15 protein-coding genes and 1 tRNA gene are annotated in these 17,411 nt (G+C 30.5%); 6 read left to right on the forward strand and 10 right to left on the reverse strand.

The annotated features are described in order from the left end of the window. Positions 1-73: 73 nt before the first annotated feature. From Q4Q40_RS13720 to Q4Q40_RS13740, 5 genes are all read right to left on the reverse strand, one after another. Positions 74-808: a carboxypeptidase-like regulatory domain-containing protein gene (locus Q4Q40_RS13720; protein ID WP_303302434.1), complete on the reverse strand. Its 735-nt coding sequence runs from the start codon at positions 806-808 to the stop codon at positions 74-76. A 233-nt stretch (positions 809-1,041) separates the two neighbouring features. Further along, positions 1,042-2,064 (reverse strand): UDP-glucose--hexose-1-phosphate uridylyltransferase, encoded by a 1,023-nt coding sequence (locus Q4Q40_RS13725; protein ID WP_303302435.1) that lies wholly within the window; start codon positions 2,062-2,064, stop codon positions 1,042-1,044. Positions 2,065-2,084: 20 nt separating this feature from the next. Continuing rightward, positions 2,085-3,233, reverse strand: a complete 1,149-nt coding sequence (gene galK / locus Q4Q40_RS13730; RefSeq protein ID WP_303302436.1) for a galactokinase — start codon at positions 3,231-3,233, stop codon at positions 2,085-2,087. A gap of 9 nt (positions 3,234-3,242) precedes the next feature. Beyond that, entirely contained in the window at positions 3,243-4,139 is an 897-nt protein-coding gene (locus tag Q4Q40_RS13735) for an aldose 1-epimerase (RefSeq protein ID WP_303302437.1), read from the reverse strand. A gap of 18 nt (positions 4,140-4,157) precedes the next feature. Next, positions 4,158-5,150 carry a GntR family transcriptional regulator gene (locus tag Q4Q40_RS13740; protein WP_303302438.1) on the reverse strand — a complete coding sequence of 331 codons (993 nt, stop codon included), beginning with the start codon at positions 5,148-5,150 and terminating at the stop codon, positions 4,158-4,160. Between the two features lie 145 nt (positions 5,151-5,295). Between Q4Q40_RS13740 and Q4Q40_RS13745 the strand changes: the two genes are divergently transcribed. Both Q4Q40_RS13745 and Q4Q40_RS13750 read left to right on the forward strand, forming a co-directional pair. Beyond that, positions 5,296-6,924 carry a sodium/sugar symporter gene (locus Q4Q40_RS13745; protein ID WP_303302439.1) on the forward strand — a complete coding sequence of 543 codons (1,629 nt, stop codon included), beginning with the start codon at positions 5,296-5,298 and terminating at the stop codon, positions 6,922-6,924. Positions 6,925-7,137: 213 nt separating this feature from the next. Further along, a tRNA-Arg gene (locus tag Q4Q40_RS13750) sits at positions 7,138-7,211 on the forward strand. Between the two features lie 162 nt (positions 7,212-7,373). On the opposite strand, the gene Q4Q40_RS13755 is transcribed toward Q4Q40_RS13750, so the two are convergent. Continuing rightward, positions 7,374-7,685 (reverse strand): DUF6520 family protein, encoded by a 312-nt coding sequence (locus Q4Q40_RS13755; RefSeq protein ID WP_303302440.1) that lies wholly within the window; start codon positions 7,683-7,685, stop codon positions 7,374-7,376. A 468-nt stretch (positions 7,686-8,153) separates the two neighbouring features. Here Q4Q40_RS13755 and Q4Q40_RS13760 point away from each other — a divergent pair, with 468 nt between their 5' ends. Continuing rightward, entirely contained in the window at positions 8,154-9,209 is a 1,056-nt protein-coding gene (locus Q4Q40_RS13760) for an FAD-dependent oxidoreductase (protein WP_303302441.1), read from the forward strand. Between the two features lie 374 nt (positions 9,210-9,583). Here Q4Q40_RS13760 and Q4Q40_RS13765 read toward each other — a convergent pair whose 3' ends face one another. Next, complete coding sequence (locus tag Q4Q40_RS13765) at positions 9,584-9,886, reverse strand: hypothetical protein (RefSeq protein WP_303302442.1); 303 nt, start codon at positions 9,884-9,886, stop codon at positions 9,584-9,586. A 301-nt stretch (positions 9,887-10,187) separates the two neighbouring features. Further along, positions 10,188-10,568: a helix-turn-helix transcriptional regulator gene (locus tag Q4Q40_RS13770; protein WP_303302443.1), complete on the reverse strand. Its 381-nt coding sequence runs from the start codon at positions 10,566-10,568 to the stop codon at positions 10,188-10,190. Positions 10,569-10,935: 367 nt separating this feature from the next. On the opposite strand from Q4Q40_RS13770, the gene Q4Q40_RS13775 reads away from it, so the two are divergent. After that, a complete protein-coding gene (locus Q4Q40_RS13775; RefSeq protein ID WP_303302444.1) occupies positions 10,936-11,178 on the forward strand; it encodes a hypothetical protein in 243 nt (80 codons plus the stop codon). Between the two features lie 304 nt (positions 11,179-11,482). Here Q4Q40_RS13775 and Q4Q40_RS13780 read toward each other — a convergent pair whose 3' ends face one another. Then, a complete protein-coding gene (locus Q4Q40_RS13780) occupies positions 11,483-14,005 on the reverse strand; it encodes a S9 family peptidase (RefSeq protein ID WP_303302445.1) in 2,523 nt (840 codons plus the stop codon). Between the two features lie 235 nt (positions 14,006-14,240). Here Q4Q40_RS13780 and Q4Q40_RS13785 point away from each other — a divergent pair, with 235 nt between their 5' ends. Next, positions 14,241-15,044 (forward strand): SDR family oxidoreductase, encoded by an 804-nt coding sequence (locus Q4Q40_RS13785; protein WP_303302446.1) that lies wholly within the window; start codon positions 14,241-14,243, stop codon positions 15,042-15,044. Positions 15,045-15,396: 352 nt separating this feature from the next. Further along, the gene (locus Q4Q40_RS13790; RefSeq protein ID WP_303302447.1) at positions 15,397-15,813 is read left to right on the forward strand and encodes a hypothetical protein; all 417 of its coding nucleotides are present in this window, start codon (positions 15,397-15,399) and stop codon (positions 15,811-15,813) included. On the opposite strand, the gene Q4Q40_RS13795 is transcribed toward Q4Q40_RS13790, so the two are convergent. Then, positions 15,799-17,220 carry a TlpA family protein disulfide reductase gene (locus Q4Q40_RS13795; protein WP_303302448.1) on the reverse strand — a complete coding sequence of 474 codons (1,422 nt, stop codon included), beginning with the start codon at positions 17,218-17,220 and terminating at the stop codon, positions 15,799-15,801. The genes Q4Q40_RS13790 and Q4Q40_RS13795 overlap by 15 nt on opposite strands. Positions 17,221-17,411: the final 191 nt, after the last annotated feature.

The raw sequence follows: 17,411 nt of genomic DNA on the forward strand, positions 1-17,411 counted from the left end.
GCTAAAAATATAACTTTTGAAACAATGATTTAGTATGATATGCTTTATTTTAATCGAAAAAATAAATAAAGGACTACTTTTTTTTAGATTCTTCAATTATTTTTAAAAATGCTTTGCTATAGGTTACTAGGCTGTCTAAAAGAATTATGTCATTTTTATTTGTGAGTAATTCTTTATTTAAGTTTTTGGTGCCACAATATTCAAAAAAGAGGTGTTTATAGTCTTTATGAATTGCTAGATCATTAATAAGTAATGCTTCATTAAAAAATGTATTATTGGAAAATAACGAATCCAGATCTTTATACGAGATAGGAACTGTAGCAGCGTTTTTTGTTTTATTCTTTTTAAAAATCTTACCAATTAATGTGGCTACTCTAACAATATCAAGTCCGTATTTTGAAGAAGATCCATATTTATGCGGATTTCTCTTTATATCTTCTTTGGTTTGCTCTTCAAGCGTGTTTTGTACTTGAACGGGGGTAAATGTTTTAGGTCTTATATTATTCTGTATTAAAATCTCATTAAGTCTATTTATAGTTTTTCTTAATTCAATAACAATAATATGGTTAAAATCGGTTTTAGTAAGTTCTACGATTTTTTTATTATGGAATATGGAATGAAATGAAAGGGTGTCGCCTATACTCGCTTTAATAGTAAAGTTACCATAATTATCTGTATACGTTTTAGTTTGTTTGCTAAGGTTAAAGACATCTATTCCTTTTACTGTAGTATCGTTATCGTATACTTTTCCTGTTATATTTTGAGAAAGCATCGAAAATGGTACAAGAATAAAAATGAGGTATTTCATTTTTGTTTTAATCTAAAATTCTTCGCCTCTTGGGATTGCCTAAAGGATAATCAGTTTCAAGATTTTTTTATTGGTTAACGTTTTTCAAATTAACGTATTTTATAATCTGAATTATTGATAATTAAGATATTTTAACAACGGTTTTAATAAACTCTTAACATGAGATATAAAAAAACCTGATGGGTAACATCAGGTTTTTTAAACAATATTTGCTATCAATCAATTGATGGTGGTTAAATTTGTGCTTTAATCATTTTTGCAGCAATTTCAGGAGTGATATCTCGTTGCGGAGATCCAAACATTTCATAACCTACCATAAATTTCTTTACTGTGGCACTTCTTAATAAAGGGGGATAAAAACTCATGTGCCAATGCCAGTGTTTATTATCGTTTCCATTGGTTGGTGCCTGGTGTATACCGCTGGAATAAGGAAAGGATGTATTAAATAATTTGTCGTATGCTTTTGTTAGTACCGAAATGGCTTCGGCATAATCTAAAGCTTCGGTATTATTTAGTTCTAGAATATTTGATTGTTGTTTTTTAGGAACAATCATAGCTTCAAACGGCCATACTGCCCAAAACGGAATTAAAACAACACATGAATCATTTTCAAAAATAATGCGTTCTTGCTTTTCTAATTCCTGAGTTAAATAATCTCCTAAAAGACTGCTGTTATTTTTGTTGTAATAAGCGAGTTGCCGTGTGTTTTTTTTATCAACTTCATTTGGAAGGGTAGACTGGCTCCAGATTTGTCCGTGTGGATGCGGATTGCTACAACCCATTACAGCGCCTTTGTTTTCAAATATTTGAACGTAATTTATATGGGGGTTTTCTGAAAGTTCTTTGAATTCTCTTTGCCATGCGAAAACCACTTTTTGGATATCTTTAGCATCCATGTCTGCTAAGCTTTTTGAGTGATCTGGACTGAAGCAAATAACTTTGCATATTCCTGTTTCGCTTTCGGCTACTAATAAACCATCTTCAACCGAAAAAGATTTAGAATCTTTTTGTAAGGCAGCAAAATCGTTAGTGAAAACAAATACATCTTGATATTTTGGATTGATTTCTCCATTAATTCTAGTATTTCCTGCACATAGGTAGCATGTTTCATCGTAAGCAGGTCTAACGTCATTCGATACGGCTTCATTTTGTCCTTGCCAAGGACGTTTTGCACGGTGTGGGGATACTAAAACCCACTCGCCAGTAAGTATATTTAAGCGTTTATGTGAATAGTCCTGTAAATCTGTATGATTCATTTTAAAGAAATTGTTATTGATTATTTAACTAGGTGTGTGCCTTCAGATAATTTTATGAAGTATACGGAACACGCTTTGTTAAATTTATTTTTATATGCTATAGATGCTGTTTCTCCAAAGGCTTTGGCTTCACTTTTTGCTATTAGATTAATGGTGCAACCACCAAATCCACCTCCCATCATTCTAGCACCTAAAACATGCTTGTTTGCTTTTGCCTGATCTACTAAAAAATCTAATTCATCACAGCTTACTTTGTATTGATGTTGTAAACCTTGGTGCGATTTAAAAATTAAGCTTCCTAAGGTATCTAAATCGTTATTTTCAATAGCTTTTGACGCTTTTATAGCTCTATTGTTTTCTTGAATAACATACAATGCTTTTTGATAATTTTCTGGGGTTACTTTGTCTTTTATAGCTTCTAAATCGGCTTCAGTAGTATCTCTTAATGCTTTTATTCCGAGTAATTCAGCAATGCTTTCGCAGGCAGAACGTCTGTCATTATAGGCACTATCAGATAAACTATGCTTGACGTTCGTGTTAATTAGCATGAGTTGATGATTTTTAAAATCTATCTTATAGGGTTTAGATTCTACAGTTCTACAATCTAGTAGTAAAGCATTGTCTTTAATACCAAACATACTGGCATATTGATCCATGATTCCACATTTTACACCCACATAATTATGCTCTGCTTTTTGGGATATTAAAATCATTTCATGTTGAGTTAATCCTAAATTAAATAACTCATTTAGACCAAATACAACACTGTTTTCTAATGCTGCAGATGATGACATGCCTGCGCCTCCTGGAATATCACCTTTAAAGACAATATTAAAATTACCTACGACTTTGTTTTTATTTTGAATTTCGGCAACAACACCAAAGATGTAATTTTCCCAACTGCCCTCGGCTGATGGTTTTAATTTATCTAATTCAAATTCTATGCGACTTTCCTTGTTTAAAGCATATGCTGTAGATATATTTGAATCACTTTTTTGGATAGCAGCTGCAATGCCTTTATCTACTGCTGCAGGAAACACAAAGCCATCATTATAATCTGTATGTTCTCCAATAATATTAATTCGACCTGGAGAGAAAATAAGAATTGGCTCGGTTTTAAATGTATTTATGAATGTTGTTTTTACATCGTTTATTAATGTGGTACTCATTTGTTGCTATTAGTTAAAGTTGCTATTTATTTTTATGTTCCAGTTAATATTATAAGTATCATTCGCATCTAAAATTTCTAATCCTATATTATTATTAAAACTGTTTGAAACACCTGTTGTAGGCTCAATAGCAATAGTATTTGGTTTAGGGGGCGTGTAAGCTTGTAGAAAATTATCCTCTGCAGAAGATTCAATTATTAATCGATATTTAGGTGTATGGAAAGTGACTTTGTTTGAATCTAAAATCCAGCAATCATCCAATTGTTTGTCTTCAATATTGAAAACATTTTCTAATTCGAAATCTTCAATATCAGTCGCTATATTTTTTTCGTCTAAAACTATTTTTTTGCTGCTATTAAAATCTAGTGAACTATTAAATAAATCGGCGCTTGAAAAATAGGGGTGCCATCCTAAAGTAAAAGGAAACTCTTTAGTGTCTGTGTTTTTTACAGATACGTCTAGGCTTAAGTTGGTTGAAGTAAAAATATATTTTAACTGAATAGTATATGTGTAAGGAAAGCCTGTAGAGAATTCGGTTTCATTATATTCTAACAAAATAGATGCTGAATCATTACTGGTTTCTTGGTCTATAATTTGAAATGTTTTGTTGTAAACCAATCCATGCAAGGCATTGTTTTCTTCTTTTTGATTGATTTCAAATTGAAAATCTTTACAGTTAAAAGTATATGCTCCGTCTTTAATCCTATTTGCAAAAGGAAATAAGATTGAAGAAGCATAGGTATTGGCGTAGGTTAAAGGCGATAGGTCTTTTATAATAGCATGTCCATTTAATGTTAACTCTTGTAAACTAGCTCCAGAGTTAAGGTGGATTTTTCCATACACATTGTTTAGGGAGTTTTCAATCTCTAAAATGTTTAACGTGTTATTGTGATTGATTTTGTACACTGTTTTTTGATTTAATTTTTATAATGAATTCCTGATAATTAAATGGTTATAATTCTCTATTTTAATTTGTTCTTTATTTAATATCATGTCTGCTAAACGCTGTCCCATCATATTAAAATCTGTAGAAATGGTGGTAATGCCGCCTTCAACAATTTCTTTAAGCAAGGTGTCGTTGTATGAGATAACTCCAATGTCTTTAGCCAATGATAGGTTTTTACTTTTCATTTCTTTAATAATTTGAAGTAAGCTTTTGTCGTCGGGCATTATATATAGTTCTCCTTTTTCTAAATCCCTATCTGTTAGTGAGTTTATAACTTCAAAAGGTATTTTGTTTTTTTTGCAAAATCGATTAAAACCTTTTAGCATGCCTTGTGGTTGTTTGTCTTCAGAAAAGATTAAAATCATCTTTTTATAGTTCTTAATGAGATGCAAAGCTTTGTTAAGGTTATTAAATATTGCTTTTTCAAAATCTTGATAAATGGCAGCGTATTCTAATAAATCTTCGTGTATTTGATCTAAAATATAGACTTTATCTTTTGGTAATTTTTGTATGTGTTTATTTGTGTTTGTTAAGTTTGCTGGCATGATTACATAGTAATTGTAGTTGCCAACATTGTCATTAATTAACTTGCTAAAAATGGTTTCATTGAAATGATGGAAAAAAATATCTACTTGAATATTACCTTTTAAGTTTTCTAAAAAGGAATTATACAGGTCTTCTTTAAAAGAATTTAGCTCATCAAAAAGTAAAAATATTTTTTGAGTTACATTGACATCCTCGCTAGTAATGTAATAGCCTTTTCCGACAATAGATTGAATAATCCCTCTGTTTTTTAACTCGTTAAAAGCCATTAAAACAGTGTCTCTTGACAGTTTATGGGTGTCTTTAATACTATTAATGGAAGGGATTTGATCCCCTTTTTTTAAAGTGCCAGATAGTATAGCATCTTCAATTGAATTGATTATTTGCTTATACTTTGGAATTCCTATTGCTTTTTTGATCTTTATCATAAACGACTACAAATGTATCATTTATTTTTTAAAAAAACTACTAGACCCTACTAGTTTGGTTTTTTTGTGCTAAACTTGCATTAATCTTAAATTTAATTTTTATATTTGAGTCTTAATTTACTAATTTAAACTAAATTATTTTACTATGACAGCAGGATTCGAAATGTGGGACTATGTAGTCTTTATAGCTTATGCCATTTTAATTTTAGGAGTAGGGTTATGGGTATCTAGAGATAAAGATGGTCATCAAAAAAATGCAGAAGATTATTTCTTAGCAAGTAAATCTTTACCGTGGTGGGCGATTGGTACGTCTCTAATTGCAGCAAATATATCGGCAGAACAATTTATTGGGATGTCTGGATCTGGATTTGCTCTAGGGCTTGCTATCGCATCTTATGAGTGGATGGCTGCTTTGACTTTAATTATTGTTGGTAAATATTTCTTACCCATATTTATTGAAAAAGGCCTTTACACAATTCCTGAATTTGTTGAAAAACGATTTTCAACGAATTTAAAAACGATCCTGGCTGTATTTTGGTTAGCTCTTTACATTTTTGTGAATCTGGCATCTGTTTTATATTTAGGTGGCTTGGCTATTGAGACGATCATGGGAATTGATATGGTGTATGCTATTATAGGTCTGGCATTATTTGCTGCTGCTTATTCTTTATATGGAGGATTATCTGCTGTTGCTTGGACCGATGTGATACAAGTTGTATTTTTAGTATTAGGTGGTTTGGTTACTACATATTTAGCATTGAATACGGTGTCTGGAGGAGAAGGCGTTTTAGCTGGTTTCTCCAAAGTTGTTGAAACTGCTCCAGAGAAATTCCATATGATACTTGAAGAAACAAATGATAATTATGTGAACTTACCTGGTATTTGGGTATTAGTAGGCGGTTTATGGGTCGCTAATTTATATTACTGGGGTTTCAATCAATATATAATACAAAGAACTTTGGCAGCAAAATCTTTAAAAGAATCTCAAAAAGGAATTTTATTGGCTGCTTTTTTAAAACTGATCATTCCTGTAGTAGTTGTTGTTCCAGGAATTGCTGCTTATGTGATGGTTAATGATCCGTCAATTATGGCTAATTTAGGTGAAGCTGGTATGTTAAATGTGCCTACAACCGATCAAGCTGATAAAGCATATCCATGGTTGTTACAGTTTTTACCAACAGGACTTAAAGGTGTTGCTTTTGCTGCTTTAGCTGCTGCTATAGTATCTTCTTTAGCGTCTATGTTAAATTCTACATCGACTATATTTACTATGGATATCTATAAGCAATATATTAATAAAGATGCTGATGATAAAACGACAGTGAATGTTGGACGTATTTCTGCTGCCATAGCTTTATTAATCGCTGTAATTGTAGCGCCTCTTTTAGGAGGTATAGATCAGGCATTTCAATTCATTCAAGAATATACAGGTGTTGTAAGTCCAGGAATATTAGCCGTGTTTATTTTAGGTTTATTCTGGAAAAAAACAACAAACAATGCAGCTATTTGGGGAGCTATTTTATCTATTCCAATTGCATTAGCTCTTAAATTTTTACCTATCCCAGTATTTGAGCCATGGATGCACCAAATGGGTATAACGACATTGTTAACGATGTTAATTATAGCGGTATTAAGTAATATGCAAAACAAAGGTGCGGATGACCCTAAAGCTATTCCTCTTACAAAAGAACTATTTAAAACATCGCCATTATTTAATATTGGATCGTTTGCAGTTATGATTATCTTAACGGTTTTATATAGCTTGTTTTGGTAGTTAAATGAATAATACATTACGAAAGTACCATTTTATATGGTGCTTTTTTGTTATGTTTTAATTCAATAAGTCTATTTATAAATGAATAATCCATGCTATTTACAAGGTTTTTAGAATATTATGATTTTATGATAAAAATTATGAACTTTTCTTTTGCTAGGTATGTAGTTAATTTTATATTTGCACACCAGAAAACAAAAATGTTTTCTTTGAGGGCTCTTAGCTCAGCTGGATAGAGCACCTCCCTTCTAAGGAGGCGGTCGAAGGTTCGAATCCTTCAGGGCTCACGAAAAGCTTCACTAGAAATAGTGAGGCTTTTTTGTTTTTATGCCTTTTTACTAAAATTTTATTGAATTATAAAGTGGATCCAAAAACTACTAGTTGTTAATCCCAAAAAACCTCTTTTCCTAATGAAAATAATAAAGACAGATAGCTTTTCTTATAAATTTTTATTCAAGATATCTCCACATAGGAACTATACAAGTCGTAATATCTAATCTATGTTGATATACTTGTTCTTGTTGACCAAAATAATAAATAGTACACAAGAATGGGGCAAAATTAGTAGTGCAATACTCATCTGGAAATAGAAAAACAGGATGACATTCAGGAGAACCAAAAAGATTGGTTTGAATATAACCACTAGTAGCATATTGTTGACTCTCTATATCTTCTTTAGAAGAAGTAAACGCAAACGAAGCCGTAATAGCAAGTATAAATGCGAAGGCTGGTAAAATGATTTTGAAAAGTTTTGTTTTCATAATGTAGGTATTTAATATTAATGACCTACTCTATTTTACGGGTTTTCGGTCTTACCCCCTATAGCTGTTACTATTAGTATATGAAATTAAACTTATTTTTAAGGGATGAAAACGTATCTTAGAAGGATGTTTTGGACTATAAGGGGTATAGATGCCAGTTTGGGTTACATAAATATATTATTTTCTGAATTTTTTATAAAAAATACCTTCACTTTAATATAGTGTATACGCACCCCTACCTTAAAACACCTCACGCTTTCACACACAAACTAAATACCCCACCCATTTGTGCAGGGATAAACTTTTCTGTACCTGATATATATTGACTTCTTGTGTCTCAAGGTGATAGCTGAAGAGAGGGGTATGTCATTTTTAATGAGCAAGAATATTGTAAACTATTACTTTGAATTTATTTGTGTTTTTTCTTATATTTATGTAAGCAATCACTAAATATTAAATTTAAATACAATGAAAATTAACCTACCTTCACCCAATTTTGATTTTACACCAAACGATTCAAAATTTATTGCTGGAATAAGGCCTTATAGGGAAGAAACTTACCGTTTAGAAAAAGAGCAGATTAACGAAAAATTAATTATACATAATTATGGTCATGGAGGAGCAGGGGTAACCTTAAGTTGGGGCTGTGCCTTAGAAGTTGAAGACTTGCTTGTTGGACTTGATTCGTATACCAATAAAACTAATATAGCTATTATGGGCTGTGGCATTATGGGCTTAACAGTTGCAATTCGCTTGCTTCATTTAGGGCATCATGTCTCGATTTATACTAAAAAAACTCCACCTGGGACTACTTCAGATGTCGCTGGGGGACAATGGAATCCCTCCACCGTTTCTTTTGAAGAAAAAGATATAGAGAGATTTCATAGAATTTTAAGAAGATCGTTTAGAATGTTTGAAAGTCAAATAGGAGATGAATATGGTGTTTCAAGAAGAACGAATTATGTACGTAACAATAAGGGATCATTCGAATTGGTTCCTAAAGATATTATTCCTGAGCCTAAGTATTATAGCCGACTTCCTTTTGAAGGACATGATATGGAAGGCTATTCGTACGAAACTTTATTGATTGAACCTTATATTTTTCTAAAAAGATTACTTGATGAAGTAGTGAGAAATACAATAACAGGTCGCTCTAAACTTATTGAAAAAACGTTTTTAAATGTTCAGGATGTGTTAGACTTACCCGAAGAAATCGTTATTAATTGTTCTGGTTATGGTGCAAAAGCTATTTTTAATGATGAAAAAATGAAACCAATAAAAGGTCAGTTAGCACTTTTAAAAGCCCAGGACTTACCTTATTTATATAGTGGTCATGGATATATTTTTCCCAGAAGAGATTATATGGTTCTTGGAGGTACTTTTGAAGAAGATATTGATGATCCAACTCCAGAAGATGATGCATGTATAGAAATCATTAATTTTCATAAAGAAAGTTTTGATCCTAAAAAACAACACAAACTTCCTGAACTAGAAGAACGTTTTATAACAGATAGAATTTTATAAATAAGATTTCAACACTATAGAATACGAATCCTTCAGTGCTCACAAAAAGCTTCACTAGACATAGTGAGGCTTTTTGTTTTTGTAGGGTTTGTGGTGTTTGATAAGATTTTGTAAAGAATTGCAAAAACCAATATATAAGTTAGTTAAAACCTTGATCCCTTTTTATTGGTCTCAAATGGAGTTAAAACTATGTACTTTAATGCATGTCGCTTTCAGCTTCTAAAAACTTTTGACACGAATTTCACGAATTCACACGAATTCAGTTTTACCATATTTCACGAAGCAGACTTTCAGTCTGCCAAAACGAACCTATGGACTTCCAGTCCATAGGAGTGATTTAGTTTTGATATTTTAGAGTATTTCCTTTTGTTTTATTAGTGTTGTAACCAATATATCAATCTATATTTATCTGGTTCATTATTAATAACTAAAATAGTGTAATTCTTTTTTGCCTCAGAATCATTATTATTTTTACTCTTAAGAGAACTTATAGTTGTGTTAAGTTTTGCTATTGAATCTTTAAACTTTAACACATTTTTTTTTAGTGAATCATATCGTTTGTCCTTTTCGAGGTATTCTACATTTTTGTTGTTTTCTCCATGATTAATTCCAATATGATATAGAGATAATGAAATAGGAACTATTGTAAAAAATAATCCAATTATATATTTCCGCATTTTTTTAATTTCTAATATGTATAACTACAACAACAACAACAAAATTTCGGGTGGGTAAAATTATATATATATGTAAAATAAATTTATTTAAGTATACTTATGGTTAAATTTTAGAGATGATTTACAGAATTTTCCACATTTATTGTTGTGGGTGTATGATATGGTACATGTAAAATATCTCAAAATAACCTTGGTATTTTATAACTAAGAATTTGAAAAAATGTGAAGAGATTACTGAAGAAATTATTTTGCAGAGGAGATAATGAGTATGGACAAAAAAAGAATACTATACTTAAATAGGTTATTGCTTCGATTTTTTAGGAGTAAGAGAGTCTGAATATTCTGAATTTCTATATAAAAACTCTTTTTTAAATGGCTTATGAGTCATTAATTGATCAAAGTTATTCTCAAAGCCCCATGTGATGAAGTCTATTTCCTTTTGTTCTAATTTCCTATGCTTTTTTGGTTCATTAAATCGATGGGTTGCGTTATCGATATTATAACTGGCTTTTTTTTGAGCATAGTGATTATTCAGTAAGCGCTTAAAAATTTTTTCTTTACTTTCAGGAATATTACTCCCTCCTTCGTAATTTACTATAGTCTTTCTGGTGACACCAAGAAGATCTGCTAACTCTTTCTGAGTCATGTCTAATTTTTCTCTTTCTTTTTTAATGTCTAACATGTTGAAAAATAATTGACTATGTGTTATCTAGGGGGTGTTGTTATTAATTTGTTGAGTAAAATTACTCTGTAATTATTGTAAATGAGTAAAAATACTCGTACATTTGTATGCGATGTGTTATTTGCGATACTACAACAAATATATGTTGTAAAATCTTGTAAAACAACAAATGAGATTAAATTACTAGTAAAGTATTATTAATACATAAAGACCTACAGAGTAAGAAAAACAGAATAGTTCATTTAGTGTTTAATGGTTTTCGGGAAAAAGTGATGACAGCTATTTAGTTCAGCAACTGTCTTATACATGGATTTGCGAAAACCTGTACGTTCCTAAGTGAAAACATAAAAAACATTAAAAAAGCATTATGAGAGATATTAATGACATAGACCATATTAAGCAGCTTTTTAGTAAAATAAATAAATCTAATAAAGAAGATTTTTTTGAAAAAGTAGCAGAGGAGTTTGATATGGTAAAATCTAGTGTTAGGTCTGGTTGGTTTTCTCGTTTTGAAATTCCACTGAAATATAATGTGCGCAAGCATTTAATTGAATATATGCAAAATTATATAGCATCTATAGGTAAGAAAGAAAACAAAGGTGATATGTAAGTATATATATGGTGGCTAATAACAATCAATCTTCTTTATAAATAAAAGCAAGTAGGGGTAGATCTACTAAAGGTTTAACCTATACGTTTAAGGAAGACAGACTAGCTGCTGTTTTTAACCAGACTATAAATAATAAAGTGAGTGATAGAAAAAGAGGTCGTCTAAAAAGTAATTTTTAGACGACCTCACACATGCTTCGCTCTGTCTACATTGACAAAACACTATATATCAATAATATAAATTATTTGTTTTTTTAATTTACTTCGAATTCACGTTTATATAACAGAACCCTATTCTAAAAATATTAATTCTTCAAAGGTTTATCTCTATTCATTTCTGTTATATCAACACTCATAGCCTTTTTACCTAGAAAGTGTTTGCTAAAATGGTCTGCTTTTAACCAAAACCAATATTCATTCATATTTCCAAAACCATGACGTTTCCCTGGCATGAGCATAAAATCAAAACGCTTATTTGCTTTAATTAATGCATTCGCCATTCTAATAGTGGCTCCTGGGTGTACATTATTATCTATGTCGCCAGTTATAAGCATCAATTGTCCTTTTAAGTTTCCAGCCAATGATTGGTTATTATCAATAGCATATTTGTATTTGCTGTTTCCATATGCATCTTTTTCTTCTTGAATACCATGATGGGTTTCACTCCACCAACTATTGTATATAGAATTATCATGATTTCCAGCCGAAGATACCGCTACTTTGAAGAAATCTGGATAAACTAACATGGCAGTAGTAGACATAGACCCGCCACCTGAGTGCCCATAAATCCCCACTTTATTAATGTCTATATATGAGTGTTGATCAGCAAGTTGTTCGGCTACATACTTTTTATCTGCTAATGCATAATCTCTTAGATTACCATAACCGTAATTATGATACCATTTCGATCGTGCTGGGTGTCCGCCTCTATTACCCAAGGTAACTACAATAAAACCTACCTGTGCCATACGATCCAATTTATCCATTTTAACCGAAAATGATTTGTTTACATATTCAGTCCAAGGTCCTGGGTATACATATTCTAATAGGGGGTAAGTTTTCGTTTTATCAAAATCAAAAGGTTTATACATAACACCATAAATATCTGTAATACCATCATCCGCTTTCATTTTAAAAGGTTCGGGGAATTTATACCCAGTAGCCATTAATTGTGATAAATCAGCTTCTTCAAGATTCATAATAACAGCGCCTGTACTACTACGTAATTCAGATTTAGGAACGGTATTCACTCTAGAGTAGTTGCTAACAAAGTATTTGTTAGAGTCAGACATACTTGTACTTGTATTATAGTTACCAGGATTTATGTTTTTTAAGCCTGTTCCGTTTAAGTTAATTCTAAATAAATGCTCATAATATGGGTCTTGGTTTTTGGTAACACCATTTGCTGTAAAATATAAAACGCGTTCTTTTTCATCAAAATTAGTATATTTATTAACATGATATTCTCCGCTTGTTACCTGATGTTTTAATGTTCCATTATTATCGTAAAGATAAAAATGTGCCCAACCATCGCGTTCAGACCAATGTAGTAGCTCTTGTTCGTTGTTTAATAACACTAAAGGCTTAACTTCAACATAAGTGTTTAGTGCTTCTTTAATTAATGTTTTTACGTCTCCTGTATTAATATCGGCAACACAAATATTTATTTTTTTCTTATCTCTACTTGTAGTATTGAAGTAAATCTTTCCTTTTTTAGAAAGTAATAACGATGGTTTAAATTCATCAGACCAACTAGATTTTTTTCTTGGAGCTCTATAAATAAATAAGTCTTGTTGTACAGTAGTATCTAGTTTAACTTTATTGACTTCTTTAGATGCTATATCGAAAATAAGAATCTCTCTTTTATAATATTCTTTTTCGCCAGCCATATGGTATTTATAAGTTTCTAAAGTTGGACGTTTTTTGGAAATCGAGTTAATTACCCATAAATCTTTTATATGTCTGGAATCAGTTTTTTGAAATACAAACTTTTTAGAGTCATGAGACCAAAACCCATGAATATTTTTACGTTCGCCCTTTTTCTTATCTTTAGTTTCGTTGTTTTCGCCTCTACTCTCAGATCCATATCCAAAATGTTCCACACCATCTTTAGTCCATTGGTTTTCGACAATAGTTGAGTCTTTTTCGTTTTTTAACGCTTTTAAGAAATTCTCTTTATCCATCCAATACAAATTGAAGTTTTTAGAGAATAGAACAATGGTGCTATCTGGGGATATGTTCGCCCATGCTTTCCATTTTCTATTTTCTTTTTTATTGTCGATTATGGTTAAACCATTACCACCTAATTTATATTCAAAATGATAAACCTTATTCGTCATTTTAGGAGTCTTCTTTTTAGTCTTTTGTTTAATAGAAGTCGTGTCTTTCGTTTTTAAGGTTTCCTTTTTCTCATCAACAACTTCAACTTTCTCTTTGGAAGTTACTCTAAATCTAATCGCTGTTTCGTTTTTAACAAACTTAAAATTAAAACGTGGTAAGTGTTTTGCATCATAGGGGTCTTTAGTTATTTCTGATAACCATTTAGCCATTTTCGCATTGTCAAATAATTTTGTTCTAGTGCGCTTATCGGCATCTACGATGTAGTAGTTAGAACCTTCAGTCGTTTTATATTGATACCAAAAGCGATTTCCGTTTTTTAACCAATTAGGTGTAACAGAAGTAGAATGTACAAGTTTACTAATTTTTTTTGGTGAAAACTTTGATGCTAATTGATAATTAGGTGTTGGTATCTCTGGGCTAACCTCTTGTCCAAAAGAAGAATAGTTGCTTAGCAAAATGAGACTAAATAGTAAAGTGATTTTCTTCATAAATATAAATTTAGATATACCATTAGGTAATATATAAGCTTAATACACTGTTTTTGAAAATTAACCTTATGCTATTTGTGTTAAAAGTATCTTAAATTACGATTTATAGGATATAAGGAATAGCCTAAATACAACGAGTAAGTAGGTTGTCTCCATTTATCAATATTGATAATAATCTGGTCTGTTTTAAGAATTTTTTTATTTGTATTTTTAACCCTTCAATTATTTTAAAAATATGTGTAAAGTTGTTTTAATTACAGGCGGTTCCTCAGGAATCGGAAAATCTATTGGAGAATATTTAATCCAAAAAAACTTTGTAGTTTATGGTACTAGTAGAAATCCTGAGAAGTATAAAGAGAGTAAGTTTCCTATTTTAGCATTAGATGTTAAGGAAAACAACACCATATTAAAAACGGTGAGTACTATTATAGAAAAGGAGGGGAGGTTAGATGTTGTTATAAATAATGCTGGAGCTGGTATTACTGGACCTATTGAAGAAATACCAGAAGCTGAAATTAAAAATAATTTTGATACTAATTTTTTTGGACCTATTAATGTTATTAAAGCTGTATTGCCACAAATGCGTGAGCAACAATCTGGGTTAATTATAAATATAACTTCTATTGCAGGTTATATGGGATTACCATATCGAGGTGTTTATAGTGCAAGTAAAGGAGCTTTAGAGCTTTTAACTGAAGCTTTTAGAATGGAACTTAAAGATTTTAATATTAAAATGACCAATGTTGCTCCTGGTGATTTTGCAACAAATATAGCAGCGGGGCGCTATCATGCACCACTTCTTGAAACATCCCCTTATAAAAAGCCATATGGAGATACATTAAGTTTAATGGACGAGCATGTTGATAATGGCAGTAATCCAAACTTAATGGCAGAAGCTGTGCATAACATTATAAATACAGGTAATCCGAAAGTACATTATAAGGTTGGAGAGTTTATGCAAAAATTCTCAATTGTTTTAAAAAGACTATTACCAGATAAGGTTTATGAAAAACTCTTAATGAATCATTATAAGCTTTAACAAGCGCTCTTAAATATTATTAAGATACGAACTGAGTTTCTTGTGTTTGAGGATTTCTGTAGGTTAAATAAACACGAATCAGACTTTCAGTTTGTCAAACATATATAGATTTGAAACCTGCCATGCTTTTGGCTTTGTAAAGTGCTAAGCAGGTTGTACCTAAACATTAAAAGTATTTGATAATTTTTGTCATGCACTAAAAGAAATTAGAGTAAACTTAATTCTGTTGAAATTAATAAAACTCTAAATTTCATGGTATTTTCACTCTTCATTTTCGCAGTATAATGGCTCATACGGATTTAAAAATATTTTCGGCATATTATTTGATATTACTGTTTCAAAATTAAAACCGATGAAGCAGTATGTATTTGTAATTCTTCTAGTTTCCTTTTTTTCTTTTAGTGGCTGTGAAGATGTATTAGATTGTGTTATTAATGTAAGACCAGAATTGCATAATAAAACCTTAGCAGTAGGACTTGTTGATGCATATTATTCTGAAACTATTTCTGCTGAAATTAAGAATGAAGCGAATGATAATGATTATGACTATTATTTTGATATTTCAGGCAGACTTCCAGAAGGAATAGATGTTTACTATAACAGACATAGAGAAGTTGTTTTTAAAGGAATACCGAAAGCATCTGGAAGTTTTGTTATTAGAGCTTATTTAGAGGTTGTACCTCATTATAATACCTATGGAAATGATAGAATTAATGGGAGACTATGCTCTGATAATACTTCTAAAACGTATACTTTAGTTATTAATTAATCCCAAAAGCTGATTCTCGAATTTTACAGAAAAAACATTTGTATTATTATTTACTATTCTACTGTTTTTATCTACAATGATTGTTTTTGTTATGGGGTGAATAGCTAAAGTTTTTTTAGCTTCTTTTGAATCTTTAAGTACATATTCGTTTTCAAAAATAAATCTATTTATTTTTAATGATTTTCTCGATTTTTCTAATCCGTAATTATCAACATTAATAGTAATGAATGCGACTTCAGGATACTTGTTTTTTAATTCTTTGATTTGTTTATGACTGTCCTTAAAATGCTCATGATAGGTGTGAGACCAAAAGCTTATAACCGAAGGAGCGTCTATAATAGTACTAATATCAAATTCTACATTATTATAATCAACAAGTTTAACATTGGGGAGTTTGGAACCATTTTTTAACCTGTTTAGCGATTTTGTGAAGCTTATCATCTTCTTTTTGCCTTTTTTACTTTCGCTTTTGCTTAAATAAGATTTTAAAATAGTATTGTTATTTTCTATATTTTCGTTTTTTGATATATAATTTATTGCTAACTCATAAAGTAAATCATTTTTAATAGCAACGTTTGTTAATAAGCTATCAATAAGCTTTAATCTGTCTAAATTATAGCATAACGAATTTCTGTTAAAATGCTTACTATTAGAATGTAGATTATGCTCTCTTAAAGCCATATTACTAAAACTGTACCTTAAAAATTTATTGTATTTATGATAATTACTAGAAAAGTTACTATTATAATCTATATCCTTTCTATAGTCATAAAAATCTTTTGGAAGTGATTTTAAAATAGCTCTTTTGTTTTTACCATAATGTACAAATGGATATACCTCTTTACTGGAATAGTAGCTAAAATCTATATTTACTTGTGCTATTTTTTCAAATAGAGGAGACGTCTCATACTTTTTTTTGAAAGCCTTCAAATTTTTAACCTTTACAGCTTTTAAAGAATCTATACGTTTTTGATAAATAGATGGGGTTAATTGGCAAAGCTTAAAAATATATTTTTCTTCAACTTCATTTTCTAAAAAACCATTTATTAAATAATTGTTTTTTTTAGCGCCTTTACCAGTAAAAACAAGTGATTCATCAAACTCCAAAGTATTCAACCTAAAAAGAACACTATCTTTAGGTTCTAATAATATCATTTGAAATTCATAACCATGACTAAATGAATATAAGCCTTTTTTTAAATCATTGATTTTATATAAAAACCTATTTCTACCGTCAAGCATAATAGTATCAATAGTAGCCTCAGACTTTAATAATACTACATAATTAGTGGTTGGATTAATAATTTCACCACCAATATACGCGTAATTAATGTCCGCTTCACTCGTATCTTGTTTGCAGGCCGAAAGAGCTAATATTGCTAATATTATTGAAAAGTATAATTTCATAAAATCCCCCTAATTGTATTCAATTAAATACGTATTACTATACAAAAATATGCGTTGTATTTATAAAGAGCTGTTAATGCGTTGTTAAAAATTATTATAGCTAAAAAAAATGCCCTTTTTTGTTTAAAAATAAACAAGCTAAGTTGTTTTGTACCATTTGAATTTTCTACTTTTGCAAAAACTTACAATCA

The sequence above is a fragment of the Flavivirga jejuensis genome (genome assembly GCF_030540765.1).
GTDB lineage: Bacteria > Bacteroidota > Bacteroidia > Flavobacteriales > Flavobacteriaceae > Flavivirga > Flavivirga jejuensis.